This is a genomic window from Rhodopseudomonas palustris BisB18 (assembly GCF_000013745.1).
Classification (GTDB): Bacteria; Pseudomonadota; Alphaproteobacteria; order Rhizobiales; family Xanthobacteraceae; genus Rhodopseudomonas_A; species Rhodopseudomonas_A palustris_F.
In genome coordinates this window covers 186,128-212,694 of record NC_007925.1, presented here as the reverse complement: position 1 = coordinate 212,694, position 26,567 = coordinate 186,128, and the positions used below count along the sequence as shown (strand labels likewise).

Annotated in this window: 25 protein-coding genes; 21 read left to right on the top strand and 4 right to left on the bottom strand. The window is 65.6% G+C overall.

All coding sequences use genetic code 11. The features are described 5' to 3' along the window. Positions 1-93 precede the first annotated feature (93 nt). The 13 genes from mdh (at position 94) to RPC_RS00930 (ending at position 12,358) form a co-directional block, all read left to right on the top strand. Positions 94-1,062 (top strand): malate dehydrogenase, encoded by a 969-nt coding sequence (gene mdh / locus RPC_RS00990; protein ID WP_011470677.1) that lies wholly within the window; start codon positions 94-96, stop codon positions 1,060-1,062. A gap of 198 nt (positions 1,063-1,260) precedes the next feature. Next, a complete protein-coding gene (sucC, locus tag RPC_RS00985) occupies positions 1,261-2,460 on the top strand; it encodes an ADP-forming succinate--CoA ligase subunit beta (RefSeq protein WP_011470676.1) in 1,200 nt (399 codons plus the stop codon). Then, positions 2,461-3,345 (top strand): succinate--CoA ligase subunit alpha, encoded by an 885-nt coding sequence (gene sucD / locus RPC_RS00980; protein ID WP_011470675.1) that lies wholly within the window; start codon positions 2,461-2,463, stop codon positions 3,343-3,345. A gap of 131 nt (positions 3,346-3,476) precedes the next feature. After that, positions 3,477-6,452 (top strand): 2-oxoglutarate dehydrogenase E1 component, encoded by a 2,976-nt coding sequence (locus RPC_RS00975; protein ID WP_011470674.1) that lies wholly within the window; start codon positions 3,477-3,479, stop codon positions 6,450-6,452. A gap of 98 nt (positions 6,453-6,550) precedes the next feature. Continuing rightward, a complete protein-coding gene (gene odhB / locus RPC_RS00970; protein WP_011470673.1) occupies positions 6,551-7,855 on the top strand; it encodes a 2-oxoglutarate dehydrogenase complex dihydrolipoyllysine-residue succinyltransferase in 1,305 nt (434 codons plus the stop codon). Between the two features lie 19 nt (positions 7,856-7,874). Next, positions 7,875-8,276, top strand: coding sequence for a hypothetical protein (locus RPC_RS00965; RefSeq protein WP_415914784.1), 402 nt, complete (start codon positions 7,875-7,877; stop codon positions 8,274-8,276). Beyond that, on the top strand, positions 8,269-8,568 hold the full coding sequence (locus RPC_RS00960) for a pentapeptide repeat-containing protein (protein WP_011470671.1): 300 nt from the start codon (positions 8,269-8,271) through the stop codon (positions 8,566-8,568). Before RPC_RS00965 ends, RPC_RS00960 begins: the two co-directional genes overlap by 8 nt. Before the next feature lie 23 nt (positions 8,569-8,591). Beyond that, complete coding sequence (locus RPC_RS00955; RefSeq protein ID WP_011470670.1) at positions 8,592-8,996, top strand: MAPEG family protein; 405 nt, start codon at positions 8,592-8,594, stop codon at positions 8,994-8,996. Positions 8,997-9,056: 60 nt separating this feature from the next. After that, positions 9,057-9,803 carry an SDR family oxidoreductase gene (locus tag RPC_RS00950; RefSeq protein ID WP_011470669.1) on the top strand — a complete coding sequence of 249 codons (747 nt, stop codon included), beginning with the start codon at positions 9,057-9,059 and terminating at the stop codon, positions 9,801-9,803. 21 nt (positions 9,804-9,824) lie between these two features. Continuing rightward, complete coding sequence (locus tag RPC_RS00945) at positions 9,825-10,079, top strand: DUF4160 domain-containing protein (RefSeq protein ID WP_011470668.1); 255 nt, start codon at positions 9,825-9,827, stop codon at positions 10,077-10,079. Beyond that, entirely contained in the window at positions 10,072-10,362 is a 291-nt protein-coding gene (locus RPC_RS00940) for a hypothetical protein (RefSeq protein WP_011470667.1), read from the top strand. The genes RPC_RS00945 and RPC_RS00940 overlap by 8 nt, the downstream gene beginning before the upstream one ends. 14 nt (positions 10,363-10,376) lie before the next feature. Next, entirely contained in the window at positions 10,377-11,780 is a 1,404-nt protein-coding gene (gene lpdA / locus RPC_RS00935; RefSeq protein WP_011470666.1) for a dihydrolipoyl dehydrogenase, read from the top strand. 35 nt (positions 11,781-11,815) lie between these two features. Next, positions 11,816-12,358, top strand: coding sequence for a hypothetical protein (locus tag RPC_RS00930; RefSeq protein ID WP_011470665.1), 543 nt, complete (start codon positions 11,816-11,818; stop codon positions 12,356-12,358). A gap of 79 nt (positions 12,359-12,437) precedes the next feature. On the opposite strand, the gene RPC_RS00925 is transcribed toward RPC_RS00930, so the two are convergent. Together RPC_RS00925 and RPC_RS00920 are read right to left on the bottom strand one after the other, a co-directional pair. Beyond that, positions 12,438-13,028 carry a DUF4337 domain-containing protein gene (locus tag RPC_RS00925; protein ID WP_011470664.1) on the bottom strand — a complete coding sequence of 197 codons (591 nt, stop codon included), beginning with the start codon at positions 13,026-13,028 and terminating at the stop codon, positions 12,438-12,440. A 285-nt stretch (positions 13,029-13,313) separates the two neighbouring features. Then, complete coding sequence (locus tag RPC_RS00920) at positions 13,314-14,288, bottom strand: tyrosine recombinase XerC (RefSeq protein WP_011470663.1); 975 nt, start codon at positions 14,286-14,288, stop codon at positions 13,314-13,316. A 500-nt stretch (positions 14,289-14,788) separates the two neighbouring features. On the opposite strand from RPC_RS00920, the gene RPC_RS00915 reads away from it, so the two are divergent. Continuing rightward, positions 14,789-16,993, top strand: coding sequence for a primosomal protein N' (locus RPC_RS00915; protein WP_011470662.1), 2,205 nt, complete (start codon positions 14,789-14,791; stop codon positions 16,991-16,993). Positions 16,994-17,302: 309 nt separating this feature from the next. Here RPC_RS00915 and RPC_RS00910 read toward each other — a convergent pair whose 3' ends face one another. After that, the gene (locus RPC_RS00910; RefSeq protein ID WP_011470661.1) at positions 17,303-17,782 is read right to left on the bottom strand and encodes a septal ring lytic transglycosylase RlpA family protein; all 480 of its coding nucleotides are present in this window, start codon (positions 17,780-17,782) and stop codon (positions 17,303-17,305) included. Positions 17,783-18,412: 630 nt separating this feature from the next. Here RPC_RS00910 and RPC_RS00905 point away from each other — a divergent pair. The 7 genes from RPC_RS00905 (at position 18,413) to hemB (ending at position 25,709) form a co-directional block, all read left to right on the top strand. After that, positions 18,413-18,973, top strand: a complete 561-nt coding sequence (locus RPC_RS00905; protein ID WP_011470660.1) for a F0F1 ATP synthase subunit delta — start codon at positions 18,413-18,415, stop codon at positions 18,971-18,973. Beyond that, complete coding sequence (gene atpA / locus RPC_RS00900; protein ID WP_011470659.1) at positions 18,973-20,505, top strand: F0F1 ATP synthase subunit alpha; 1,533 nt, start codon at positions 18,973-18,975, stop codon at positions 20,503-20,505. Before RPC_RS00905 ends, atpA begins: the two co-directional genes overlap by 1 nt. Positions 20,506-20,647: 142 nt before the next feature. Then, entirely contained in the window at positions 20,648-21,526 is an 879-nt protein-coding gene (locus tag RPC_RS00895; RefSeq protein WP_011470658.1) for a F0F1 ATP synthase subunit gamma, read from the top strand. Between the two features lie 62 nt (positions 21,527-21,588). Then, positions 21,589-23,019, top strand: coding sequence for a F0F1 ATP synthase subunit beta (atpD, locus tag RPC_RS00890; RefSeq protein ID WP_011470657.1), 1,431 nt, complete (start codon positions 21,589-21,591; stop codon positions 23,017-23,019). Between the two features lie 94 nt (positions 23,020-23,113). Then, positions 23,114-23,521: a F0F1 ATP synthase subunit epsilon gene (locus RPC_RS00885; RefSeq protein WP_011470656.1), complete on the top strand. Its 408-nt coding sequence runs from the start codon at positions 23,114-23,116 to the stop codon at positions 23,519-23,521. A 108-nt stretch (positions 23,522-23,629) separates the two neighbouring features. Beyond that, positions 23,630-24,421 (top strand): AraC family transcriptional regulator, encoded by a 792-nt coding sequence (locus tag RPC_RS00880; RefSeq protein ID WP_011470655.1) that lies wholly within the window; start codon positions 23,630-23,632, stop codon positions 24,419-24,421. Positions 24,422-24,734: 313 nt separating this feature from the next. Beyond that, on the top strand, positions 24,735-25,709 hold the full coding sequence (gene hemB / locus RPC_RS00875) for a porphobilinogen synthase (RefSeq protein WP_011470654.1): 975 nt from the start codon (positions 24,735-24,737) through the stop codon (positions 25,707-25,709). A 3-nt stretch (positions 25,710-25,712) separates the two neighbouring features. Here hemB and RPC_RS00870 read toward each other — a convergent pair whose 3' ends face one another. Beyond that, the gene (locus tag RPC_RS00870; RefSeq protein ID WP_011470653.1) at positions 25,713-26,249 is read right to left on the bottom strand and encodes an RNA pyrophosphohydrolase; all 537 of its coding nucleotides are present in this window, start codon (positions 26,247-26,249) and stop codon (positions 25,713-25,715) included. Between the last annotated feature and the right edge of the window lie 318 nt (positions 26,250-26,567).

Here is a 26,567-nt window from a genome sequence, read left to right as displayed (position 1 = left end):
ACCGAACCGCGACTTGAACGGTTGCTGCGAACGGGATAACCCACGCCCAGCTTTTCCTCCCCCTTCCCACCCTGCTCAAAGGACAGCTTTCCCATGGCGCGCGACAAGATTGCTTTGATTGGCTCCGGTCAGATCGGCGGAACGTTGGCTCACTTGGTCGGCCTGAAGGAGCTCGGCGACGTGGTGATGTTCGACATCGCCGAAGGCATTCCGCAGGGCAAGTCGCTGGATATCGCCCAGTCCTCCCCGGTCGACGGCTTCGACGCCAAGTTCACCGGCGCCAATTCCTACGAGGCGATCGAAGGCGCCCGGGTGGTGATCGTCACCGCCGGCGTGCCGCGCAAGCCCGGCATGAGCCGCGACGATCTCTTGAGCATCAACCTCAAGGTGATGGAGCAGGTCGGCGCCGGCATCAAGAAATACGCCCCCGACGCCTTCGTGATCTGCATCACCAACCCGCTCGACGCCATGGTCTGGGCGCTGCAGAAGGCCTCCGGGCTGCCGCACCGCAAGGTGGTCGGCATGGCCGGCGTGCTCGACTCCGCCCGGTTCCGCTATTTCCTGGCCGACGAATTCAACGTCTCGGTGGAAGACGTCACCGCCTTCGTGCTGGGCGGCCATGGCGACACCATGGTGCCGCTGGTGAAGTACTCCACCGTGGCCGGCATTCCGCTGCCCGACCTGGTGAAGATGGGCTGGACCTCGCAGGCCCGGCTCGACGAGATCGTCGACCGCACCCGCAACGGCGGCGCCGAGATCGTCAACCTGCTGAAGACCGGCTCGGCGTTCTACGCGCCGGCGGCGTCGGCGATCGCGATGGCCGAGAGCTACCTCAAGGACAAGAAGCGGGTGGTGCCGGTGGCGGCCTATCTGAACGGCGAATACGGCGTCAAGGACATGTATGTCGGCGTGCCGGTGGTGATCGGCGACAAGGGCGTCGAGCGCATCGTCGAGATCGAACTGGCCGGCAAGGACCGTGAGGCGTTCGACAAGTCGGTCGCCGCGGTGCAGGGTTTGGTCGAGGCCTGCAAGAAGATCGCGCCCGAGCTGCTCGGCCACTGAGGCTGAATTTCTGGATAACGGCGGCGCCCGCACCTCTTCGTCGAAGAGTGCGGCGCGCCGCCAGCCGGTCGGGGAAGGTGGCGGACCAACGGTCCGTCCCCCTCGCCCAACTCTCTGCCGAGAACAGAGGGAGCAGGTGGCCGGTGGTGAGACGAGTTGGGTTCATTCGGCTGGACGAATTCTGGCGAGGGGCAATCAATGAATATTCATGAATACCAGGCCAAAGCGGTGCTGCAGCCGTTCGGCGTATCGCTGTCGAAGGGCGTCGCGATCCTCAAGGCCACCGACGCCGAGGCTGCGGCCAAGCAGCTTGGCGGGCCGATCTGGGTGGTGAAGAGCCAGATCCATGCCGGCGGCCGTGGCAAGGGCAAGTTCAAGGAAGCCTCCGCCGGCGACAAGGGCGGCGTGCGGCTCGCCAAGTCGATCGAAGAGGTCAAGCAATACGCCGCCGAGATGCTCGGCGCGACGCTGGTGACGATCCAGACCGGCCCGGCCGGCAAGCAGGTCAACCGGCTCTACATCGAAGACGGCTCCGACATCGAGAAGGAATTCTACCTGTCGCTGCTGGTCGACCGCGTCACCTCGCGGATCTCCTTCGTGGTCTCCACCGAAGGCGGCATGAACATCGAGGACGTCGCCCACGACACGCCTGAGAAGATCATCTCGTTCTCGGTCGACCCGGCCACCGGCATCATGGGCCATCACGGCCGCACCGTCGCCAAGGCGCTCGGGCTCACCGGCGACCTCGCCAAGCAGGCCGAACGGCTGGTGGCGCAGCTCTATGCGGCGTTCATTTCCAAGGACATGGAAATGCTCGAGATCAACCCGTTGGTGGTGACCAAGCAGGGCGAGCTGAAGTGCCTCGACGCCAAGATGTCGTTCGACGGCAATGCGCTGTATCGCCACCCGGATATTTCGGCGCTGCGCGACGAGACCGAAGAAGACGCCAAGGAGATCGAGGCGTCGAAATACGACCTGAATTACGTCACGCTCGACGGCACCATCGGCTGCATGGTCAACGGTGCCGGCCTCGCCATGGCGACCATGGACATCATCAAGCTGTACGGCATGACGCCGGCGAACTTCCTCGATGTCGGCGGCGGCGCCAACAAGGAGAAGGTCACCGCGGCGTTCAAGATCATCACCGCCGATCCCAACGTGAAGGGCATCCTGATCAACATCTTCGGCGGCATCATGAAGTGCGACATCATCGCCGAAGGCGTGGTGGCCGCGGTCAAGGACGTCGGCCTCAAGGTGCCGCTGGTGGTGCGCCTCGAAGGCACCAATGTCGAAGCCGGCAAAAAGATCATCCAGGAATCCGGCCTCAACGTGCTGTCGGCGGACGATCTCGACGACGCCGCGCAAAAGATCGTCAAGGCCGTCAAGGAGGCTGCATAAATGTCGGTTCTGATCGATAGCAACACCAAGGTGATCTGCCAGGGCTTCACCGGCAAGAACGGCACCTTCCATTCCGAGGCCGCGATGGCCTATGGCACCAAGATGGTCGGCGGCACCTCGCCCGGTAAGGGCGGCTCCACCCACCTCGGTCTGCCGGTGTTCGACACCGTGCGCGAGGCGGTCGACAAGACCGGCGCCGACGCCTCGGTGATCTACGTGCCGCCGCCGGGCGCAGCCGACGCGATCTGCGAGGCGATCGACGCCGAGATCCCGCTGATCGTCTGCATCACCGAGGGCATTCCGGTGCTCGACATGGTGCGGGTGCGGCGCTCGCTGATCGGCTCGAAGTCGCGGCTGATCGGGCCGAACTGCCCGGGCGTGATGACCGCCGGCGAATGCAAGATCGGCATCATGCCGGCCAATATCTTCAAGCCCGGCTCGGTCGGCATCGTGTCGCGCTCCGGCACCCTGACCTATGAGGCGGTGTTCCAGACCACCCGCGAGGGGCTCGGCCAGACCACCGCGGTGGGCATCGGCGGCGATCCGGTGAAGGGCACCGAATTCATCGACGTGCTGGAGATGTTCTTGGCCGACCCGAAGACCACCTCGATCATCATGATCGGCGAAATCGGCGGCTCGGCCGAGGAAGACGCCGCCCAGTTCCTGATCGACGAGGCCAAGCGCGGCCGCAGCAAGCCGACGGTGGGCTTCATCGCCGGCGTCACCGCGCCTCCCGGCCGCCGCATGGGTCATGCCGGCGCGATCATCTCCGGCGGCAAGGGCGACGCCGCCTCGAAGACCGCGGCGATGGAAGCGGCAGGCATCGCGGTCTCGCCGTCACCGGCCCGGCTCGGCAAGACGCTTGCCGAAAAATTGAAGTCGTAATTCAGTCCTAGGTTCTTTCGTCGCTTACATTTCCCTTTTTTGGGGGTAAAGGTGCACTATGTTGCTGATCCGGGCCCCCGGGTCAGCGGTCGCACTTGATGGTGCGACGAGAAAATCATCAGGACGGAATCATGTCTCGCCAGGACGCGAATGCCGCTTTTGCCCTTTCGTCATTTCTGGACGGCGCCAATGCCGGTTACATCGACGAGCTATACGCCCGCTACCAATCTGATCCGTCCTCGGTCGACGCCGAGTGGCAGGAGTTCTTCAAGAGCCTGAAAGACCGCCCGGCGGACATTCAGAGCAATGCCGAAGGCCCGTCCTGGGCCAGGACCGACTGGCCGCTCCCCCCGCGCGACGACCTGACCTCCGCGCTCGACGGCAACTGGGCTGAGGTCGAGAAGGCGATCGGCACCAAGATCCAGGCCAAGGAGCAGGCCAAGGCGAAGGCGCAGCCCAAGGGCGCCGAGGCCGTTCCGGCCGACGTCCACCAGGCCACGCGGGATTCCGTCCGCGCCTTGATGCTGATCCGCGCCTACCGGATGCGCGGCCATTTCCACGCCAAGCTCGACCCGCTCGGTCTGGAGCCGGCCAGGGACCACGAAGAACTCGACATCCGCACCTACGGCTTCACCGAGGCCGATCTCGACCGCAAGATCTTCCTCGATCACGTCCTCGGCTTGGAATACGGCTCGTTGCGCGAGATCGTGGCGATCTGCGAACGTACCTATTGCCAGACGCTCGGCGTCGAATTCCTGCATATCTCGAACGGCGCGCAGAAAGCCTGGATCCAGGAACGCATCGAAGGCCCGGACAAGGAAATCTCCTTCACCCGGGAAGGCCGCCGCGCCATCCTGATGAAGCTCGTCGAGTCCGAAGGCTTCGAGAAGTTCTGCGACCTGAAATTCACCGGCACCAAGCGGTTCGGGCTCGACGGCGGCGAATCGCTGATCCCGGCGCTGGAGCAGATCATCAAGCGCGGCGGCAATCTCGGCGTCCGCGAGATCGTGCTCGGCATGCCGCATCGCGGCCGGCTGAATGTGCTGACCCAGGTGATGGGCAAGCCGCATCGCGCGCTGTTCCATGAATTCAAGGGCGGCTCCGCCAACCCCGACGAAGTCGAGGGCTCCGGCGACGTCAAATATCACCTCGGTGCCTCGTCGGACCGCGAGTTCGACCACAACAAGGTGCATCTGTCGCTGACCGCCAACCCGTCGCATCTGGAAATCGTCGATCCGGTGGTGCTCGGCAAGGTCCGCGCCAAGCAGGACCAGCACGGCGACCTGCCGGAAGAACGCGTCTCGGTGCTGCCGCTGCTGATGCACGGCGACGCGGCGTTTGCCGGCCAGGGCGTGGTCGCGGAATGTTTCGGATTGAGCGACCTGAAGGGCTACCGCACCGGCGGTTCGATCCACTTCATCGTCAACAACCAGATCGGCTTCACCACCTATCCGCGCTATTCGCGCTCCTCGCCGTATCCGTCCGACGTCGCCAAGATGATCGACGCGCCGATCTTCCACGTCAACGGCGACGATCCGGAAGCGGTGGTGTTCGCCGCCAAGATCGCGGTCGAGTTCCGGCAGAAATTCCACAAGCCGGTGGTCATCGACATGTTCTGCTATCGCAGGCATGGCCACAACGAAGGCGACGAGCCGGCATTCACCCAGCCGGCGATGTACCGCAAGATCGCGGCGCATCCCTCGACGCTGGAGATCTATTCGAAGCGGCTGGTCGCCGACGGGGTGATCACCGAAGGCGAGATCGAAAAGGCCAAGGCCGATTGGCGCGCCCGGCTCGACGCCGAGCTCGAGGCCGGTACCGGCTATCGGCCCAACAAGGCCGACTGGCTCGACGGCAAATGGGCCGGGTTCAAGACCGCCGACCAGGAAGAAGACCCGCGTCGCGGCATCACCGGCGTCGACGTCGCGGTGCTGAAGGACATCGGCCGCAAGATCACCAAGGTGCCGGACGGCTTCCGGCTGCACCGCACCGTGCAGCGCTACCTGGAAAACCGGGCGCGGGCGATCGACACCGGCGTCGGCATCGATTGGGCGACCGGCGAAGCGTTGGCGTTCTGCACCCTGTTGCAGGAAGGCCACCGGGTCCGGCTGTCCGGCCAGGACTCCGAGCGCGGCACCTTCTCGCAGCGCCATTCGGTGCTGTTCGATCAGGAAGACGAAAACCGCTACACCCCGTTCAATCATCTCGGGCCGGACCAGGGTCATTACGAGGTGATCAATTCGCTATTGTCGGAAGAAGCGGTGCTCGGCTTCGAGTACGGCTACTCGCTGACCGAGCCGAACGCGCTCACCGTCTGGGAAGCCCAGTTCGGCGATTTCGCCAACGGCGCGCAGGTCTTGTTCGACCAGTTCATCTCGTCGGGCGAACGCAAATGGCTGCGGATGTCAGGCCTCGTCTGCATGCTGCCGCACGGCTATGAGGGCCAGGGGCCGGAGCATTCTTCGGCGCGGCTGGAGCGCTTCCTGCAGATGTGCGCGGAAGACAACATGCAGGTGGTGCACGCCACCACGCCGGCGAACTTCTTCCACGTGCTGCGCCGGCAATTGAAGCGCGAGATCAGGAAGCCGTTGATCCTGATGACGCCGAAATCGCTGCTGCGCCACAAGCGCGCGGTGTCGTCGCTCGACGAGCTCGGCGCCGATACCACGTTCCACCGCATCCTCTACGACAGCGCCGAAGTGCTGCCCGACGAGAAGATCAAGCTGACGCCGGACGACAAGATCCGCCGCGTCGTGCTGTGCTCCGGCAAGGTGTATTACGATCTCTACGAGGAGCGCGAGAAGCGCGGCGTCGACGACGTCTATCTGATGCGCGTCGAGCAGCTCTACCCGGTGCCGCTGAAGGCGCTGGTGCAGGAGCTGACCCGGTTCAAGGGCGCGGAATTCGTCTGGTGCCAGGAAGAGCCGCGCAACATGGGCGCCTGGCACTTCATCGAGCCCTATATCGAATGGGTGCTGAACCAGATCGGCGCGACACACCGCCGGCCGCGCTACGCCGGCCGCGCCGCCTCGGCGGCCACCGCCACCGGGCTGATGTCGAAACATCTGGCCCAGCTCAAGGCCCTGCTCGACGAGGCGCTGCATTAGCAGCGCCTTCGCGCCTGCGTTCGAGCATTCCGGATATTTCGAAGACACGAGGCCGATGGCCGGCTTGAAGCCAGCCGCGAGCCGAAAGGGAAGCACCAATGACTGAAATTCGCGTTCCAACGCTCGGCGAATCGGTGACCGAGGCGACCATCGGCCGCTGGTTCAAGAAGGCCGGCGACGCCGTCGCGGTCGACGAGCCGTTGGTCGAACTGGAAACCGACAAGGTCACCATCGAGGTGCCGGCGCCCTCCGCCGGAACGCTCGGCGAGATCGTCGCCAAGGACGGCGAGACCGTCGCGGTCGGCGCCTTGCTCGGCCAGATCACCGACGGCGCCGCGAAGGCCGCGCCGAAGGACGCCGCCAAGGCTTCCGGCGTCGCGCCGGAGACCACCACCGGCCGCCCCGACCTGAAGACCGATGGCACCAAGCCGATCAACGCCGGCCCGGAAGAGCCGCGGCTGCGGCCCGAGGCCAAGGCTGAGGCCAAATCGCTGCCGGCTGACACGCCGCAGGCGCCGTCGGTGCGCAGGCTTTCGGCCGAGAACGGCGTCGACGCCGCTACCGTGCCGGGCTCCGGCAAGGACGGCCGCGTCACCAAGGGCGACATGCTGGCGGCGATCGAGAAGGCGGCCTCCGCGCCGACCCCGGTCGATCAGCCGGCCGCCGCGGTGCAGGTCCGCAGCCCGTCGCCGGCCGACGACGCCGCGCGCGAGGAGCGCGTGAAGATGACGCGGCTGCGCCAGACCATCGCGCGCAGGCTCAAGGAAGTTCAGAACACCGCGGCGATGCTGACGACCTTCAACGAGGTCGACATGAGCCACATCATGGCGCTGCGCGCGCAATACAAGGAGGTGTTCGAGAAGCGCCACCACTCCAAGCTGGGCTTCATGGGCTTCTTCGTCCGCGCCTGCGTGCAGGCGCTGAAGGACATTCCGGCGGCCAACGCCGAGATCGACGGCACCGACCTGATCTACAAGAACTACTACCACATCGGCGTCGCGGTCGGCACCGACAAGGGCCTGGTGGTGCCGGTGGTGCGCGACTGCGACCACAAGTCGATCGCGCAGATCGAAAAGAGCATCGCCGATTTCGGCAAGCGCGCCCGCGACGGCCAGCTCAAGATCGACGAGATGCAGGGCGGCACCTTCACCATCACCAATGGCGGCATCTACGGCTCCTTGATGTCGACCCCGATCCTGAACGCGCCGCAGTCCGGCATCCTCGGCATGCACAAGATCCAGGAACGCCCGGTGGCGATCGCCGGCAAGGTCGAGATCCGGCCGATGATGTACTTGGCGCTCAGCTACGACCACCGCGTGATCGACGGCAAGGACGCCGTGACCTTCCTGGTGCGGGTCAAGGAAAGCCTGGAGGATCCGACGCGGCTGGTGCTGGATCTGTAACTGACAGCACGGATCGCCGGTGGCCGGATGGGTTGCGCTCTCCGAAATTCTGAGAAACGCAGCCCTGACGGTCGCGGCGATTGTCGGGGCCATCCTGGCCTGGCGGCAGCTGTCGCCGGCGGCGATGCAGGCGAGGTCAGCCAGCACCCAAGCCGAACTGGCGAGGCGCACCCACGTCACCGAATTGTTCATCCGGGCCGTGGGCCAGCTGCGCGATCCCAACCTGGAAGTTCGCCTCGCGGCGATCTATGTTCTGCGTGAGGTGGCGAAGGATTTTCCGGACCTCTCAAACCCGGTTTTCGAGCTGCTTCAGGCTTACCTGAGAGAGGCCGATATCGACTACGGCGACGCCGAGCCGCCGATCGATATCCAGGAAATCATGAGCGTGCTGCGAAGCAGACTGGAGCAATCCGATGCCTAGGCCAGCCCATCAGCAACAAGCGCGGACCCTCGACATCAGCGGCGCGTTTGTCAGGCGGACCGATCTCAGCGGCGCATCGCTGCGCGGAGCCAATCTGGCCGGCGCAGACGCGAGCAACGCCAGCTTCCGCAACGCCGATTTCCAAGGGGCCGTTCTCGACGGCACCATCCTCAAGGGCGCGGATCTGAGCGGCGCAAAGAATCTCACCGTTCAACAGCTGTCGCGCGCGATCGTCGATCGCCAGACGATCCTGCCGGCCTACATCGACCATGACTTGCTTCGCAGCAACTAGTCGACAAGATTGAAAGCAAGCTGATGCCGCCGATGCCGACGGAAATCGTAGTGCTCGGATGGAGCGTGGTGCTGCTGATCGTGCAGCTGTTCCTGGCCTCGGTGCCGGTCACGCTGGAGCTCGGCGGCGCCTACCAGGCCGGTCCGCGCGACCAACCGCGCGCCGCCAAAGGGGTATTCGCCGGCCGCGCCGCGCGCGCCTTCCGCAATCTCTTGGAGACCTACCCGGCGTTCGTGGCGCTGGCGCTCGCACTCTCCGTCACCGGCCGCAGCGGCGGCTGGGGCGCACTCGGCGCCGAGATCTGGCTGGCGATGCGCATTCTCTACGTCCCCGCCTATCTGATCCATTTCCCGTTCGCCCGCAGCCTGCTGTGGTTTGCCTCCCTCCTGGCGCTGCTGGCGATGCTGGCGCGGCTGTTGTTGTCTTGAGGTTTGCCGCGCCCACGGCCTGATCGTCGATCAGGCCGCAACCGTCGATCGGAGCCCGCCGTGCAGCATCGCGTCGTCATCGTCACCGGAGGCAGCCGCGGCATCGGCCGCGCCACCGCGCTCGCGGCCGCCGCGCGCGGCTACCGAGTGTGCATCGGCTACGCCAGCAACCGGGCCGCGGCCGAAGAGGTGGTGGCGAAGATCGCGGACAGCGGCGGCCAGGCGATCGCGGTGCAATGCGACGTCGGCTTCGAGGCCGACATCGTCGGGCTGTTCGAGGCCGCCGACGGCTTCGGCAAGCTCGGCGCACTGGTCAACAATGCCGGCATCGTCGGGCCGACCGCGCGGGTCGACGAGATGTCGGCGGAACGGATCCAGCGGATGATGGCGGTCAACGTCACCGGCAGCATGCTGTGCGCCCGCGAGGCGGTGAAGCGGATGTCGACCCGCCATGGCGGCGAGGGCGGGGTGATCGTCAACCTGTCGTCGGTGGCGGCGAAGCTCGGCTCGCCCAATACTTATGTGGACTATGCCGCCTCGAAAGGCGCGATCGATTCCTTCACCATCGGGCTCGGCCACGAGGTCGCCGGCGAAGGCATCCGGGTCGCGGCGATCCGGCCTGGGCTGATCGATACCGAGATCCACGCCTCCGGCGGCGAGCCCGACCGCGCGCACCGGCTCGCGAATCACGTGCCGATGAAGCGGGTCGGCACCGCGGAGGAGATCGCCAACGCGGTGGTCTGGCTGATCTCCGAGGAGGCGTCCTACGTCACCTCGGCGATTCTCGACGTGTCAGGCGGGCGGTAGCGTTGCTGGGCGGAGCAAGCCATGCCGGTGGTCGCGATCGTCGATGCAGTCAAGATCGAGTTCTATCCCGATGAGCACCCGCCGCCGCATTTCCATGCCCGTTACGCCGAATTCATCGCGCAGATCGAAATCCGGACCGGACGGGTGCTGCGCGGCTCGCTGCCTCCCGCGAAACTTCGCCGTGTGTTATTCTGGGCCGATAAGCACTATATCGGCCTCATGAATGCTTGGACCGCGGTCGAAGAATTGCGCAAGCCGGAGAAAATCGATGACTGAGATCATCGCGATGCAGAGCGCCGAACCGGTGATTTTCGGGGTTCTCAAGATCGTCTGGCGCGATGGCTTTGCCGGCGTCGTCGACCTGCGGCCGCTGCTGACCAAGGGTGACATGTTCGCCTTCCTTCGCGCCGACCCCGCGCGCTTCGACACGCTCAAGCTCGAGCTGCACGGTCACAAGATCTTCTGGCTGGACGATCAGGGAGACGAAATCGACTTCGGGTCGGACTCCTTGCGGCAACGCGCCGAGCGACAGGCAGGTCTCCTTCATCTCGCAAGCTGAATAGAAAGCACTCCATGGCCTCTTACGATCTCGTTGTTATCGGCACCGGTCCCGGCGGATATGTCTGCGCGATTCGCGCCGCCCAACTCGGCCTCAAGGTCGCCGTGGTGGAAAAGCGCGACACCTTCGGCGGCACCTGCCTGAACATCGGCTGCATGCCGTCGAAGGCGCTGCTCTACGCCTCGGAGATGTTCGAGGAGGCCGGGCATTCCTTCGCCAAGATGGGCGTCGTCGTGCCGAAGCCATCGCTCGATCTGCCGGCGATGATGACCTTCAAGCAGCAGGGCATCGACGGCAACGTCAAGGGCGTCGAGTTCCTGCTGAAGAAGAACAAGATCGACGCGCTGCGCGGCTCCGGCCGCGTGCTCGGCACCGGCAAGGTCGAAGTGACAAGTGCGGACGGCAAGACGCAGACCGTCGACGCCAAATCGATCGTGATCGCCTCGGGCTCGACCTACACGCCGCTGAAAGGCGTCACCGTCGATGAGAAGCGCATCGTGTCGTCGACCGGCGCGCTGTCGCTCGACAAGGTGCCGGGCAAACTCTTGGTGATCGGCGCCGGGGTGATCGGGCTCGAGCTCGGCTCGGTGTGGCGCCGGCTCGGCGCCGAAGTCACCGTGGTGGAATTCCTCGATCGCATCCTGCCCGGCATGGATGGCGAGGTGGTCAAGCAATTCCAGCGCATCCTGGAAAAGCAGGGCTTCAACTTCAAGCTCGGCAGCAAGGTGACGGCGGTGGATTCGTCGGGCGCGACGCTGAAGGCGACCATCGAGCCGGCCGCCGGCGGCAAGCCGGAAACGCTGGAAGCCGACGTGGTGCTGGTGGCGATCGGACGGATTCCCTACACCAAGGGGCTCGGCCTCGCCGAAGCCGGCATCACGCTCGACGAGCGCGGCCGGATCGCGATCGACGCGCACTTCGCCACGAGCTTAAAGGGCGTTTATGCGATCGGCGACGTCGTCGCCGGTCCGATGCTGGCGCACAAGGCCGAGGACGAGGGCGTCGCGGTCGCCGAAATCATCGCCGGCAAGGCCGGCCATGTGAACTACGACGTGATCCCGGGCGTGGTCTACACCACGCCGGAAGTGTCCTCGGTCGGCAAGACCGAAGAGGAATTGAAGCAGGCCGGCGTGGCCTACACGGCGGGCAAGTTTCCGTTCACCGCCAACGGCCGCTCCAAGGTCAATCAGACCACCGACGGTTTCGTGAAAATTCTCGCCGACGCCAAGACCGACCGCGTGCTCGGCGTGCATATCGTCGGCCGCGAGGCCGGCGAGCTGATCCACGAGGCCGCGGTGCTGATGGAGTTCGGCGGCTCGGCGGAAGACCTGGCGCGCACCTGCCACGCCCATCCGACGCGCTCGGAGGCGGTCAAGGAAGCCGCGCTTGCGGTCGGCAAACGCGCCATCCATATGTGAACCAAGCCGGCGCGGTCCGGGGCACGGATACGCGGATGATGCGCCGGATTTCTCAGTCGCTGTGGTTTCTGCTCGCGGTCGCGTTCCTGATCGAGGCGTGGTGCTGGGATCACCTCGAACCGATCGTGGCGCGCATCGTCGCGCTGATTCCGCTGCGCGAATTCAAGGCGTGGCTGGCGCAGCGCATCGAAGGCCTGTCGCCGGCGATGACGTTGCCGGTGTTTCTGGTGCCGGTGGCGCCCTTGTATCCGCTGAAGCTGTTCGCGCTGGCGCTGATCGCGCAGGGCCATCTGCTGGCGGGGCTCGCGATCTTCCTGTTCCTGCAGGTGGTCGGGCTCGGCGTGGTCGCCTTCATTTTCGACGTCACCAAGCCGAAGCTGTTGCAGATGCGCTGGTTCGCCGCGGCCTATCATTGGCTGATCGCGCTGCGCGCCAAGGCGCACGCGCTGGTGGCACCGAGCATCGCGGCGATCAAGGCGAAGATCGCCGCCGCACTTCGCGGCGACGGCCATGGCTGGGGGGCGCGAACGCTGCGGATGATCGGGCGGCTGCGCCGCCGCGTCCGCGCGGCGCGATAGAGCACTGTCATTCCGGGTTCGCGCAAGCTTTGCTCTCGCGCCCCGGAATGACCGCAGCCTGTGTCGGTGAGCGACCGCGCTACATCAAATGCACGGCGTGCGGGGCGAACAGCCCGATCGCGGTAAAGGCCAATCCAGTCACCGCCAGCGCGCCGGACAGCCAGGCCAGCACGATCATCCCGGTGATGATGGTCGCCGACGCCAGCACGATGCCGATCTGGAACGCGGCGGAGGCGACTTCGTAGTGATGATAGCGCGCCATCGCCAAATCGCGGTCGTGCTCGGCGTGCTTGGCGCGTTCGGCGAGCTGCTCGCTGCCCTCGCCGGTTTCCGGCTCGGAGCGATAGCGCTGCGCGGTCTTCTGCCATTCGTCGATCTGCTTTTGCAGCGCCGCCTTGGCGGTCTCGTCGGCGATCGGGCCGAGCCCGAGCTTGGCGTTTTCCGACACCGCCTGCACCACGGTGCGGCGAATGCTCTTGGCCTGGAAGAACGCCCACAGGTTGGAGGCTTCGACGTTTTTGGAAATCGATTCGGTCTGCGCGCCCTTGCCGAGCGTTTCCGACAGCGCCAGAAACAGCGCGATCACCGAAATCAGCAAGGCGATTTTCTTGTTCGAGCCCGACGCATGCTCGGCATGCTCGGCGTGCTCCATGCTCTCATGCGCGCCCATTGATTCGTCTCCATGCTAACGGGCGTCGACGATTGACCGAACCACCCAAAGCGCGCAAGGGCGCAGATCGTTGTGACGAGGATGTGTCGTTGGGTGATTTTTCGAATCGTCCTTTCGTCATTCCGGGGCGCGAGCAGCGCGAGCTGCGAGTGAGCCCGGAATTCATACGCCGTAGCTACTCATTTGAGGCGTTGCGGTCGATGCATCGCCCAGCATCGAGGCCAGGGGCTATGGATTCCGGGCTCGCTCACGCTTCGCGCTCGCGCCCCGGAATGACAAAAACAGTTACGCCCTCGGATGCGCGGTCTTGTAGACCTCGAACAAGCGCTCGGAATCGATCCCGGTATAGATCTGCGTGGTGGAGAGCGAGGTGTGGCCGAGCAATTCCTGGATCGCGCGCAATTCGCCGCCGCGGCTGAGCAAGTGCGTCGCGAAGGAATGCCGCAACGCGTGCGGCGTGGCGCTGTCGGGCAGGCCCAGCGCGCCGCGCAGCCGCTCCATGGTGAGCTGGATGATTCGCGGGCTGAGCGGGCCGCCGCGGGCGCCGACGAAGATCGGGCCCTGCTGCGGCAAGGGATGCGGGCAGACCGCGACGTAATCCTGAATGAGACTAAGAACATTTTGCAGCACCGGCACCATCCGGGTCTTGTTGCCCTTGCCGGTGACGATCAGGGTGTCGCCCTTGCCCGGTAGCGGCACGTCGCGGCGCTTCAGGCCGAGCGCTTCGGAGATCCGCAGGCCCGAGCCATAGAGAAGAGCCATCACCGCGGCGTCGCGCGCCCAGATCCACGGCTCGCGATTTTCCCCGGCGCGCTCGGTGGCGTCGGCGAGCCGCTTGGCGCCGGCGATCTGGATCGGCTTCGGCAGGCTCTTGCCGACCTTCGGGGCGCGGATCGCCGACAACGCGCCGACCTTGCCCTTGCCCTCGCGTTCCAGAAACCGGCCGAACGAGCGCAGCCCGGCCAGCGCCCGCATCAGCGAGCGGCCGCCGATCTCGTCGGCGCGGCGGCTGGCCATGAAGGCGCGGATGTCGCCGGCCTCGAGCGCTGCGAAGCGCTTGATCGAGACTTGGGCGTCCCAATGCTCGTTGAGAAACGTCAGGCATTGCCGCAGGTCGCGCGTATAGGCCTCCAGCGTCTTCGGCGACAGCCGCCGCTCGCTGCGCAGATAGGCCAGCCAGCGCGTTGCTTCCGCCACCAGATCGGCGGCGGCGCCGGGCAATTCCAGCGGCGCGGGGGCGGAGATGAGGGGCTTTGTCATCGGGAATCTCAATGTCTGCCTGAAAGGCGCTTGAGGACACCAAACGCTTTGGGTTCGTCTGTGCAAGACGGTGCCCCGGACGCGGCGCAACACGCCGCAGGCGTGGTGCGCCGTGAGCCGGGGCCATTACGCGGCAGGGCGCTTAACCCGTAACGGTCCCGGCTCACGGAGCTGCGCCAAGGCGCAGCACCGTGTCCGGGACACGGATGACGCGCCGTTGTGCAAGATTATCACATCCGCAAGGTTACCCGGACGTGAAGCGCGTGCCCCGGACACGGTGCAGCGCGCCGCAGGCGTGGTGCAGCGTGAGCCGGGGCCATTACGCGGCAGGGCGCTTAACCCGTAACGGTCCCGGCTCACGGAGCTGCGCCAAGGCGCAGCCCCGCGTCCGGGACACGATTTGCGCTGCTCTGTGTCCGGGACACGGGTCGCGTTGCCGCTGGTGAGACCCCCGGCAAGTCCTTAAGTTGGAAGCCACATTGCTCCGGCTCGAGTCTCCGATGGACCATTCCACGCGCTCCTCCAGTTCCTCGGCGACCCGCGTGGTCGACGTGCTGCTGCCGGTTGCGCTCGATCAGGCTTATTCCTACCGGGTGCCGCGCGGGGTGGAGCTTGCGCCGGGCGACGTGGTCTGCGTGCCGCTCGGCGCCCGCGAGGTGATCGGCGTGGTCTGGGCCGACAACCCCAACCCCGATCCCCGGCTGCATAACCGGCTGAAGGACGTCGACTCCAAGCTGGATGTGCCGCGGTTTCGCGAGGAATTGCGCCGGCTGGTCGACTGGGTGGCGAATTACACGCTGTCGCCGCGCGGCCAGGTGCTACGGATGACGCTGCGGATGGGCGAGCATCTCGGCCCGGAGCGGGTGCGGCTCGGCGTGCGGCTGGTCGGACCAAAGCCGCAGCGGATGACGCCGGCGCGGGCGCGGCTGATCGAGATTCTGTCCGACGGGCTGTTGCACGGCAAATCCGACGCGATCAAAGAGGCCGGCTGCTCGCCTGGCGTGGTCGACGGGCTGGTCGACGAGGGCACGCTCAAGGTCGAGCCGATGGCCCGCGCGCTGGCGCCGCCCGCGCCGGACCCGGATTTCGCGCAGCCGGATTTTTCGCCTGAGCAAACCACGGCGGCCGACAGCCTGCGGGCGTTGGCGGCCGGCGGCGCGTTCAAGGTGGCGCTGCTCGATGGCGTCACCGGCTCCGGCAAGACAGAAGTGTATTTCGAGGCGGTCGCCGAGATCATCCGCCGCGGCGAGCAGACCTTGATCCTGATGCCCGAAATCGCGCTGACCGGGCAGTTTCTCGACCGCTTCGCGCAACGCTTCGGGGTGCGTCCGCTGGAATGGCACTCCGAATTGACCCCGCGCACCCGCGCCCGCAACTGGGCGGCGATCGCCGCCGGCGAGGCGCAGGTGGTGGTCGGCGCCCGCTCGGCGCTGTTCCTGCCTTATGCCAAGCTCGGGCTGATCATCGTCGATGAGGAGCACGACCAGGCCTACAAGCAGGACGAGGGCGCGCATTACCACGCCCGCGACATGGCGGTGGTGCGCGCGAGCATCGCCAAAATCCCGATCATTCTCGCCTCGGCGACGCCGTCGGTGGAGAGCGAGGTCAACGCCCGCAAAGGCCGCTACCAGCGTGTCGCGCTGCCGTCGCGGTTCGGCGGCCAGCACATGCCGCAGATCGAGGCCATCGATCTGCGCCGCGAAGGGCCGATGCGCGGCCGCTATATCGCCCCAAGGCTGGCCGAGCAGATCGGCATCGCTATCGAGCGCCGCGAACAGGCGCTATTATTCCTCAACCGCCGCGGCTATGCGCCGCTGACGCTGTGCCGGGCCTGCGGCCACCGCTTCGCCTGCACGATCTGCGACGCCTGGCTGGTCGACCACCGTTTTCGCCAACGCCTGGTTTGCCACCATTGCGGCTTCTCGATGCCGCGGCCAAAACTCTGCCCACACTGCAACGCCGAAGAATCTTTAGTCGCAGTCGGCCCCGGCGTGGAGCGGCTGCAGGAGGAGGCGCAGAAGCTGTTTCCCGACGCCCGCACCATGGTGCTGTCGAGCGATCTCGTCACCTCGATCGAATCGATGCGCTCGGAATTGACCGAGATCGCCGAGGGCCGCGTCGACATCATCATCGGCACCCAATTGGTCGCCAAGGGGCACAATTTCCCGAGACTTAATCTGGTGGGCGTGATCGACGCCGATCTCGGGCTCGGCAACGGCGATCCGCGCGCCGCCGAGCGCACCTATCAATTGCTCAATCAGGTGATCGGCCGCGCCGGCCGCGACCAGGGCTATGGCATAGGCTATCTGCAGACCCACCAGCCGGAGCATCCGGTGATGAAGGCGCTGGTCGCCTGCGACCGCGAGGCGTTTTACGAAAGCGAAATCGACGCCCGCGAGCGCACCGGCTACCCGCCGTTCGGGCGGCTCGCCAGCCTGATCGTCTCGGCCGGCGATCGGCCGACCGCCGAGGGGTTTGCGCGCAAATTGGTGGCGATGTCGCCGCTAGATGAGCGGATCAAGGTGCTGGGACCGGCGGAGGCGCCGTTGGCGGTGATCAAGGGCCGCTATCGATTCCGCATCCTGGTGAAGTCGGCGCGAGGCGTCGACCTGTCGAGCTATCTGCGGCAGTGGCTGGCGCTGGGGCCGAAGACCACCGGCAATCTCAATCTCGAAGTCGACGTCGATCCGCAGAGCTTTTTGTAGGCGATTGGTGTCCCGGACGCCGAGCAGCGCGCTTGCGCTGCGAGGCGAGCCGGGACCGTAACGAATGCGGCGTTCCGTAACGGCCCCTGCTCTGCAGTGCACCACGCCGCAAGTGCGGCGCGCTGCACTGCGTCCGGGGCACGCTCTCAAACGAGACCGCTGCAAGAGACGAAAACGCCTGCCGTCATTGGCGACGGCAGGCGTGTTTTCGGCGACGAAGCCGTCGTCGTCCTACGCAACGCTTACGCGAACTGTTGATGTCGGCATGGCCGCCGCTCGATCGAGCGAACGCTTCCGCGCCTTGGGAAGTTACATGACTTCCGCGACCACCCGGCCGACGCCGCGGCTGGTCAGTCCGATCGCCCGGGCGGCGCCCGTCGACAGATCGAGCACCCGGCCGCGGATGAACGGGCCGCGGTCGTTGATGGTGACGATGACGCTGCGCTCGCCGTGGGTGACGCGCAGTTTGGTGCCGAATGGCAGCGAGCGATGCGCCGCGGTCATCGCGCTGGCGTTCATGCGCTGGCCCGACGCGGTGCGGCTGCCGGATTCATTGCCGTAATACGACGCCATGCCGGCGAAGCTGCGGCCGCCCGCCCCCTCGGCAACCGAGGCGTTGGCGGCGCGCCAGGAACTGTGGCCGGCGTGATGGCTGTGGTGACGATGGTGCCGGGCCTTCGCCGAGGCTTCGGTGATCGCCCCTCCAAGAAAGACAGAGGCGACGATCATGGCCATGGCCGTTTTCGGCCCAGTCGTGATGCGCAGCGCCGGTGTTTTCAATGCAACCATATTATTTCCTCAAAGTGAGTATTGCCACATTTGTGGCAAGTGGAACCCCCGTCCCAGTTTCGTTGGCGAACGGGTGGCGTTGTAATGAGGCTGAAGATTGGCGGTCAATCCCCCCTTCGATTCGGGTGAACCTCCGGTTGATCTCGATCAAATAACACCAAGTCTATTTGTTCACAGATAATTTACTTCGCAATTACTTAGAGAAGCCATCGAATACTGTAGTTCGAAGTTTTCGGTCCGCCGCCCCGAATGCCAGGCAAGTAATCGGCCAATTCAGCGGATTCGGTGCCCGAAGGCCGTCAAGCCAGGGTCATTGCAGATCTGCCATGCAAAAATCGATGGAACGAGGGGGCCTCGGCCGCCTGCGGCTTCGCCGCGCGGCACCGCGCGGATGCGGCTGCGCCCAGAATGAACGGCGCCAGACAGGTGCGGGCAGGACGTCGCAGCGACGGGCGTCGTGTTGCACCTGCGCGCGCGCTATGTTAGCAAAGCCGCGATTTTTACGCAGCCGGTTCACTCGTATCGGCTTGAAATCGAAGTCCCGCTTGAATTTCAAGGGCTTGAATCGCTCGGCGCCGCATGTGGCGACGGTTTTTCCCTTGCGAATTTGACAGCAAAAAAGAGCGTCCCGTGGCAGCCGAAAATCCATCCGTTTCAGGAGTCTCAGGTCGTTATGCAACGGCTCTGTTCGAGCTCGCGCGCGACGAAAAAGCCGTCGATGCGGTGAAGGCCGATCTCGATCGGTTCAAGGCCATGCTGGCGGACAGCCCCGAGCTGACCCGGCTGGTGCGCAGCCCGGTGTTCTCGGCCGAGACCCAGTCGAAGGCGCTGGCTGCGGTGCTCGACAAGGCCGGCTTCGCCGGCACCACCGCCAAGTTCCTTAAAGTGCTCACCGCCAACCGAAGGCTGTTCACCGTCACCGACGTGATTCGGGCCTACGGCGCGCTGGTGGCCAAGTTCAAGGGCGAGGCCACGGCCGACGTCACCGTCGCCGAGCCGCTCAGTGAGAAGAATCTCGACGCCCTCAAGACCGCGCTGAAATCAGTGACGGGCAAGGATGTCGCGCTCAACGTGAATGTCGATCCGGCGATTATCGGCGGGCTTGTGGTCAAGCTCGGCAGCCGCATGGTGGACAGTTCGCTCCGCACCAAACTCAACTCGATCAAGCACGCGATGAAAGAGGCAGGCTGATGGACATCCGCGCCGCGGAAATTTCCGCGATCCTCAAGGACCAGATCAAGAATTTCGGCCAGGAAGCTGAAGTCACCGAAGTCGGACAGGTGCTGTCCGTCGGCGACGGCATCGCCCGCGTCTACGGCCTCGACAACGTCCAGGCTGGCGAAATGGTCGAGTTCGAGAACGGCACCCGCGGCATGGCGCTGAACCTCGAAACCGACAACGTCGGCATCGTGATCTTCGGCGCCGACCGCGAGATCAAGGAAGGCCAGACCGTCAAGCGCACCCGCGCCATCGTCGACACCCCGGTCGGCAAGGGCCTGCTCGGCCGCGTCGTCGACGCGCTCGGCAACCCGATCGACGGCAAGGGTCCGATCCAGTCGACCGAGCGCAAGCGGGTCGACGTCAAGGCGCCCGGCATCATTCCGCGCAAGTCGGTCAACGAGCCGATGGCCACTGGCCTGAAGGCGATCGATGCGCTGATCCCGGTCGGCCGCGGCCAGCGCGAATTGATCATCGGCGACCGTCAGACCGGCAAGACCGCGATCGCGCTCGACACCATCCTGAACCAGAAGCCGCTCAACGTCGAAGGCGCTCCGGAAGGCCAGAAGCTGTATTGCGTCTATGTCGCGATCGGCCAGAAGCGCTCCACCGTGGCGCAGTTCGTCAAGGTGCTCGAAGAGCAGGGCGCGCTGGAATATTCCATCGTCGTCGCCGCCACCGCCTCCGACCCGGCGCCGATGCAGTACATCGCGCCGTTCACCGGCTGCACCATGGGCGAGTACTTCCGCGACAACGGCATGCACGCCGTCATCATCTATGACGATTTGTCCAAGCAGGCCGTCGCTTACCGCCAGATGTCGCTCTTGCTGCGCCGCCCGCCGGGCCGCGAAGCCTATCCGGGCGACGTGTTCTATCTGCATTCCCGCCTGCTCGAGCGCGCCGCCAAGCTCAACGAGGATCACGGTTCGGGCTCGCTGACGGCGCTGCCGATCATCGAAACCCAGGCCAACGACGTCTCGGCCTACATCCCGACCAACGTGATCTCGATCACCGACGGCCAGATCTTCCTGGAAACCGACCTGTTCTTCCAGGGCATCCGTCCGGCCGTGAACGTCGGTCTGTCGGTGTCGCGGGTCGGCTCCTCGGCGCAGACCAAGGCGATGAAGAAGGTCGCCGGCAAGATCAAGGGCGAGCTCGCGCAGTACCGCGAAATGGCGGCGTTCGCGCAGTTCGGCTCCGATCTCGACGCCTCGACTCAGCGTTTGTTGAACCGCGGTTCGCGGCTGACCGAACTCCTGAAGCAGCCGCAGTTCTCGCCGTTGAAGATGGAAGAGCAGGTCGTGGTGATCTATGCCGGCGTCAACGGCTATCTCGATCCGCTGCCGGTCTCCAAGGTTCGCGCCTTCGAAGACGGCTTGCTGTCGCTGCTGCGCGGCAAGAACGTCGAGATCCTCAACACCATCCGCGATAGCCGCGACCTCTCCAACGAGACCGCCGCCCAGCTGAAGTCGGTGGTCGAGGGCTACGCCAAGACATTCGCCTAAATGCCGCGATGGCCGGGTCCGCCCGGCCATCCGCATTTTGCGCTTGTAAGCAATGCGAGACGGATGCCCGGCGCAAGGTCGGGCATGACCAACGAGGGATTTGCGGTCGGGCCAAGGGTCGGATCGTCGGGGTGAACTGAGAATGGCGTCACTGAAAGACATGCGCGTCCGCATCGCCTCGACCAAGGCGACGCAGAAGATCACCAAGGCCATGCAGATGGTGGCGGCTTCCAAGCTGCGCCGCGCGCAATTGGCCGCCGAAGCCGCCAGGCCCTATGCCGAGCGGATGGATGCGGTGATTTCCAACATCGCAAGCGCCGCGGCCGGCTCGCCCGGCGCCCCGGTGCTGCTCGCCGGCACCGGCAAGGACCAGGTCCACCTGCTGCTGGTGTGCACCGGCGAACGCGGCCTGTCCGGCGCGTTCAACTCCTCGATCGTCCGGTTGGCGCGCGAGCGCGCGCTCAGCCTGATGAACCAGGGCAAGGAAGTGAAGCTGTTCTGCGTCGGCCGCAAAGGCTACGAGCAGCTGCGCCGCACTTTCGACCGCCAGATCGTCGAGAACATCGAGCTGCGCTCGGTGCGCCAGCTCGGCTTCGTCAACGCCGAAGACATCGCCCACAAGGTGGTGGCGCGCTTCAACAACGGCGAATTCGACGTCTGCACGCTGTTCTATTCGCGCTTCAAGTCGGTGATCTCGCAGATCCCGACCGCGCAGCAGATCATTCCGCTGGTGGTGGAGGCGCCCGCCGCCAACGCCGGTCCGGCGACGTCCTACGAATACGAGCCCGAAGAGGACGAGATCCTCGCCGGCCTGTTGCCGCGCAATCTCGCGGTGCAGATTTTCCGCGCGCTGCTCGAGAATAATGCCTCGTTCTACGGCGCGCAGATGAGCGCGATGGACAACGCCACGCGCAACGCCGGCGACATGATCCGCAAGCAGACACTGATCTACAACCGCACCCGCCAGGCCATGATCACCAAGGAATTGATCGAGATCATTTCCGGCGCCGAGGCGATCTGACCCCACACATTTCGGTCATGCTGACCGTCGTTTAAGTTTCGGACTTCAGGGAGATAGTTTTCATGGCCACACCCGCCAACCAGACCGGACGGATCACGCAGGTCATCGGCGCCGTCGTCGACGTGCAGTTCGAGGGCCATCTGCCCGCGATTCTCAACGCGGTCGAGACCAAGAACGGCAACAACCGTCTGGTGCTCGAAGTCGCCCAGCATCTCGGCGAGTCGACCGTCCGCACCATCGCGATGGACACCACCGAGGGTCTGGTGCGCGGCCAGGAAGTCACCGACACCGGCAACCCGATCATGGTGCCGGTCGGCGTCGGCACGCTCGGCCGCATCATGAACGTGATCGGCGAGCCGGTCGACGAGCAGGGCCCGGTCGCCAACGAAGGGCTTCGCCCGATCCACGCCGAAGCGCCGACCTACACCGACCAGTCCACCGAGGCTGAAATTCTCGTCACCGGCATCAAGGTCGTCGACCTCTTGGCACCCTACGCCAAGGGCGGCAAGATCGGCCTGTTCGGCGGCGCCGGCGTCGGCAAGACCGTGCTGATCCAGGAACTGATCAACAACGTCGCCAAGGCGCACGGCGGTTACTCGGTGTTCGCCGGCGTCGGCGAGCGCACCCGCGAAGGCAACGACCTCTATCACGAGTTCATCGAATCCGGCGTCAACAAGAAGGGCGGCGGCGAAGGCTCGAAGTGCGCCCTCGTTTACGGCCAGATGAACGAGCCTCCGGGCGCCCGCGCCCGCGTCGCGCTCTCCGGCCTCACCGTCGCCGAGCATTTCCGCGACCAGGGCCAGGACGTGCTGTTCTTCGTCGACAACATCTTCCGCTTCACCCAGGCCGGCTCGGAAGTCTCGGCGCTGCTCGGCCGCATCCCGTCGGCGGTGGGTTATCAGCCGACGCTCGCCACCGACATGGGCGCGCTGCAGGAGCGCATCACCACCACCCATAAGGGCTCGATCACTTCGGTGCAGGCGATCTACGTGCCGGCCGACGACTTGACCGACCCGGCGCCCGCCACCTCCTTCGCGCATTTGGATGCTACGACCGTGCTGAACCGCGCGATCTCCGAAAAGGGCATCTATCCGGCTGTCGACCCGCTCGATAGCACCTCGCGCATGCTGTCGCCCTTGATCGTCGGCGACGAGCACTACCAGACCGCGCGCATGGTCCAGCAGGTGCTGCAGAAGTACAAGTCGCTGCAGGACATCATCGCCATTCTGGGCATGGATGAACTCTCCGAAGAAGATAAGATCGCGGTGGCGCGCGCGCGAAAAATCGAGCGCTTCCTGTCGCAGCCGTTCTTCGTCGCCGAAATCTTCACCGGCTCGCCGGGCAAGTTCGTCGAGCTCGCCGACACCATCAAGGGCTTCCGCGCGATCTGCGAAGGCAAGTACGACCACCTGCCGGAAGCCGCCTTCTACATGGTCGGCACCATCGAAGAGGCGGTCGAAAAGGGCAAGAAGCTCGCCGCCGAAGCGGCCTAAGAGAGCGAATAGGGAGTAGCGAATAGCGAATAGTTTCGCCGCCGCTGCTCCCTTGCTATTCGCTATTCGCTATTCGCTATTCGCAGGTACCCAAATGGCCACCTTCCAATTCGACCTCGTCTCGCCCGAAAAGCTGGCCTTCTCCGGCCAGGTCGACCAGGTCGATATTCCCGGCGTCGAGGGTGATTTCGGCGTGCTCGCCGGCCATGCGCCGGTGGTGGCGGTGATCCGCCCCGGCCTGCTCACGATTACCGCGGGCGGCAATCAGCAGAAGATCGTGGTGCTCGGTGGGCTCGCCGAAGTCTCCGACAAGGGCCTCACCGTGCTCGCCGACGTCGCCACCTCGGTCGCCGAGCTCGACACCGCGCAATTCGCCCAGACCATCTCCTCGATGGAATCCTCGCTGGCCGGCAAGCAGGGCTCCGAACTCGACCGCGCCATCGAGCGGCTCGACCACTACAAGAGCATCCAGCATCAGCTCAACGCGACCGCGATGCACTAACGCGACTGGCGCCCCGGCGCCGTCACGACCGATGGCCGCCGGTGATGCGGCCGAAACGCGCACTTGAGGCCGCCCCTCGTCCCCGACGGCGCTTTCGTGAGTGGCACGATGCAGCGCCCGGCTGTCGCGCTCGCCAAGAGCACCAACCCGATCGATTACCAGACCGCGGCGCGCCCGATCGTGGCGATGCCGAAGGAATTTGCCGCGGGCAGCCTGATCGCGTCGCATCATCATGCCCGCGCGCAGCTGATCTATGCGGTCAGCGGCGTGATGGAGATCCGCACCAAAGCCGGGCTGTGGCTGGTGCCGCCGCAGCGCGCGCTGTGGATGCCGGCCGAACTCGACCACGCCATGCGCTGTCGCGGCGCGGTGTCGCTGCGCACACTGTATCTGCGCGCCGACGGCTGCCCGGCGGATGCTCCCGCCGCGCCGCGCGTGGTGCAGGTTTCGATCCTGCTGCGCGAACTGATCCTGCGGATCGCCGGGATGCCGCTCGACGGCGACGCCTCCGAGCACGACGGGCGCATCCTGGCGCTGTTGTTCGACGAGATCGGCTGGGCGCCCGATCAGGAGCTGTTTCTGCCGATGCCGCGCGACGCCCGGCTGGCGCGGCTGTGCGAGGAGATCGTCGCCGATCCCGGCGACACGCGCTCGCTGGCGCAATGGGCGGGGGTGGCCGGCGCCTCGAGCCGGACTATCAGCCGGCTGTTTCGGCAGCAATTCGGCTGCAGCTTTCAGCTGTGGCGGCAGCAGGCGAAATTGCTGGCGGCGCTGCCGCGGCTCGCCGCCAACGAGGCGGTCATCACGATCGCCGGCGATCTCGGCTATGAGACGCCGGCGGCATTTGCGGCGATGTTTCGCCGGCTCACCGGCACGACGCCGAGCCGCTATTTCGGCTGACGGCTTCGTCGTTCGGTATCCGGTCGGTTAGCCGCGTTTCGACACACCCACGTCATTCCGGGGCACGAGCCGCGTGAGCGGCGCGTGAACCCGGAATCTCGCGGCAGGCTTATGAGCCGGCGCACGTTGCGAGATTCCGGGTTCGCTCGAGCTGGCGCTCTCGCGCCCCGGAATGACGGTGTTGCGCGTTGCGGTTTGCGCTGTCCGATTCGGCGTAGCGATTGACCGAACTGCGCGCGCGGCAGAACGCGCCCGCTCCTAGACTCGCTGTCCGGCAGCTCACGCGCTGCCGCGCGAGCCTGGAGTGTCGATCATGGTTGCAGCCTTCCCGATTGTCCGTCCGCGGCGACTGCGCCGCAGCGAAGCGCTGCGCCAATTGGTGCGCGAAACCCGGGTCTGCGCCCACGACCTGATCTATCCGATCTTCGTCGAGGAACAGATCGACGACGCGGTGCCGATCGCCACGATGCCCGGCGTGCTTCGCATTCCCGAGCGAAAACTCGCCGCCGAGATCGAGCGGATCGCGCGGGACGGCGTCAAGGCGGTGTTGCTGTTCGGCATTTCGCATCATAAGGACGCGATCGGCAGCGATAGCTGGAATCCGGACGGGCTGATGGCGCGGATGGTGCGGATCGCCAAGGCTGCGGCGCCCGAGCTGGTGGTGATCACCGACAACTGCTTCTGCGAATACACCCTGCACGGCCATTGCGGCTCACTGCGGGGCGACAGCGTCGATAACGACGCCACGCTACTCAATCTCGGTCGCCAGGCGGTGGTGGCGATCGAGGCCGGCGCCGACATGGTGGCGCCGTCGGCGATGATGGACGGTCAGATCCAGGCGATGCGCACGGCGCTCGACGAAGCCGGGCATTGCGAGGCGCCGATCCTGGCCTATTCGTCGAAATTCGCCTCGGCGCTGTATGGGCCGTTCCGGGTGGCCGCCGGCTCGGAGCTCGAGGGCGATCGGCGAAGTTATCAGATGGACCCGATGAACGGCCGCGAAGCGCTGCGGGAATCCGCGCTCGACGAGGCGGAGGGCGCCGATCTGTTGATGGTGAAGCCGGCGCTGGCCTATCTCGACGTGCTGGCGGCGCTGCGCGCGCGCACCGAGCTGCCGCTGGTCGCCTATCAGGTCGGCGGCGAATACGCGATGATCAAATTCGCAGCAATGGCCGGCGCGCTCGACGAAGCCGCGACCGTGCGCGAGACGCTCGGCGCGATCAAACGCGCCGGCGCCGATCTGATCATCAGCTATTTCGCCCGCGACATCGCGCGCGACGGCTGGTGAGCGTCACACCCGATCGGTGAACCGGGCAAAGCTCCGCGCCACTGCCAGATAGACCTCGCGGCGGAACGGCACCACCAGATCGGCGACGCGATCGAGCCGCTCCCAGCGCCAGGCGTCGAATTCCGGCGGCTGGCCGTTGCGGGTGGCGAGCGGATCGATCTCGGCGTCGCTGCCGGTGAAGCGCAGCGCGAACCATTTCTGCCGCTGGCCGCGGAAATGCCCGAGCCGATGCTTGGGGCCGTGATAGGGCGGGAAGTCGTAGCTCAGCCAATCGGTCTCGCCGAGGAAATCGGCGTGGCTGACGCCGGTCTCCTCCCACAATTCGCGCTTGACCGCGACGCGCGGCTCCTCGTCGGCGTCGATCCCCCCCTGCGGCATCTGCCAATCCAGGCCAGGCAGCACGATTTCCGGACCGTCGTCCCGGTAGCGATGGCCGATCAGCACCCGGCCTTGCGGGTCGAACAGCGCAATGCCGACGTTGCGGCGATACAGCGCCGTCTCGCTCAACACCGCCGAACCGACGTCAATCGTTGTGCTCATGAGCAGTTGGTTCTCCCGCCGGATGACACGTCTGCGCCCGATCGCGGCGCGCTGCATCCGAAGCTGTCGCAAACGACTACCACGATCAAGTGCGCAGTGTGATCGCATCGACCGCGCCGGGCATTGCGCTATCGCAAGATTGCGCCGTCGCGCCGGCAGCTTGCACGGTCGGCCGGTCGAAACGATGGCCGCCGCCGCTCCGGCCGCCGCAGCCGGCGCTTCATTGAACGCGGACCGCCTGCATGCTACCCAAGCCGCGTTCTGCCGGCGCCCTTCGTCGACCCATGTCGAGACGGCTCGACGCCGGCGCAGTGTTGG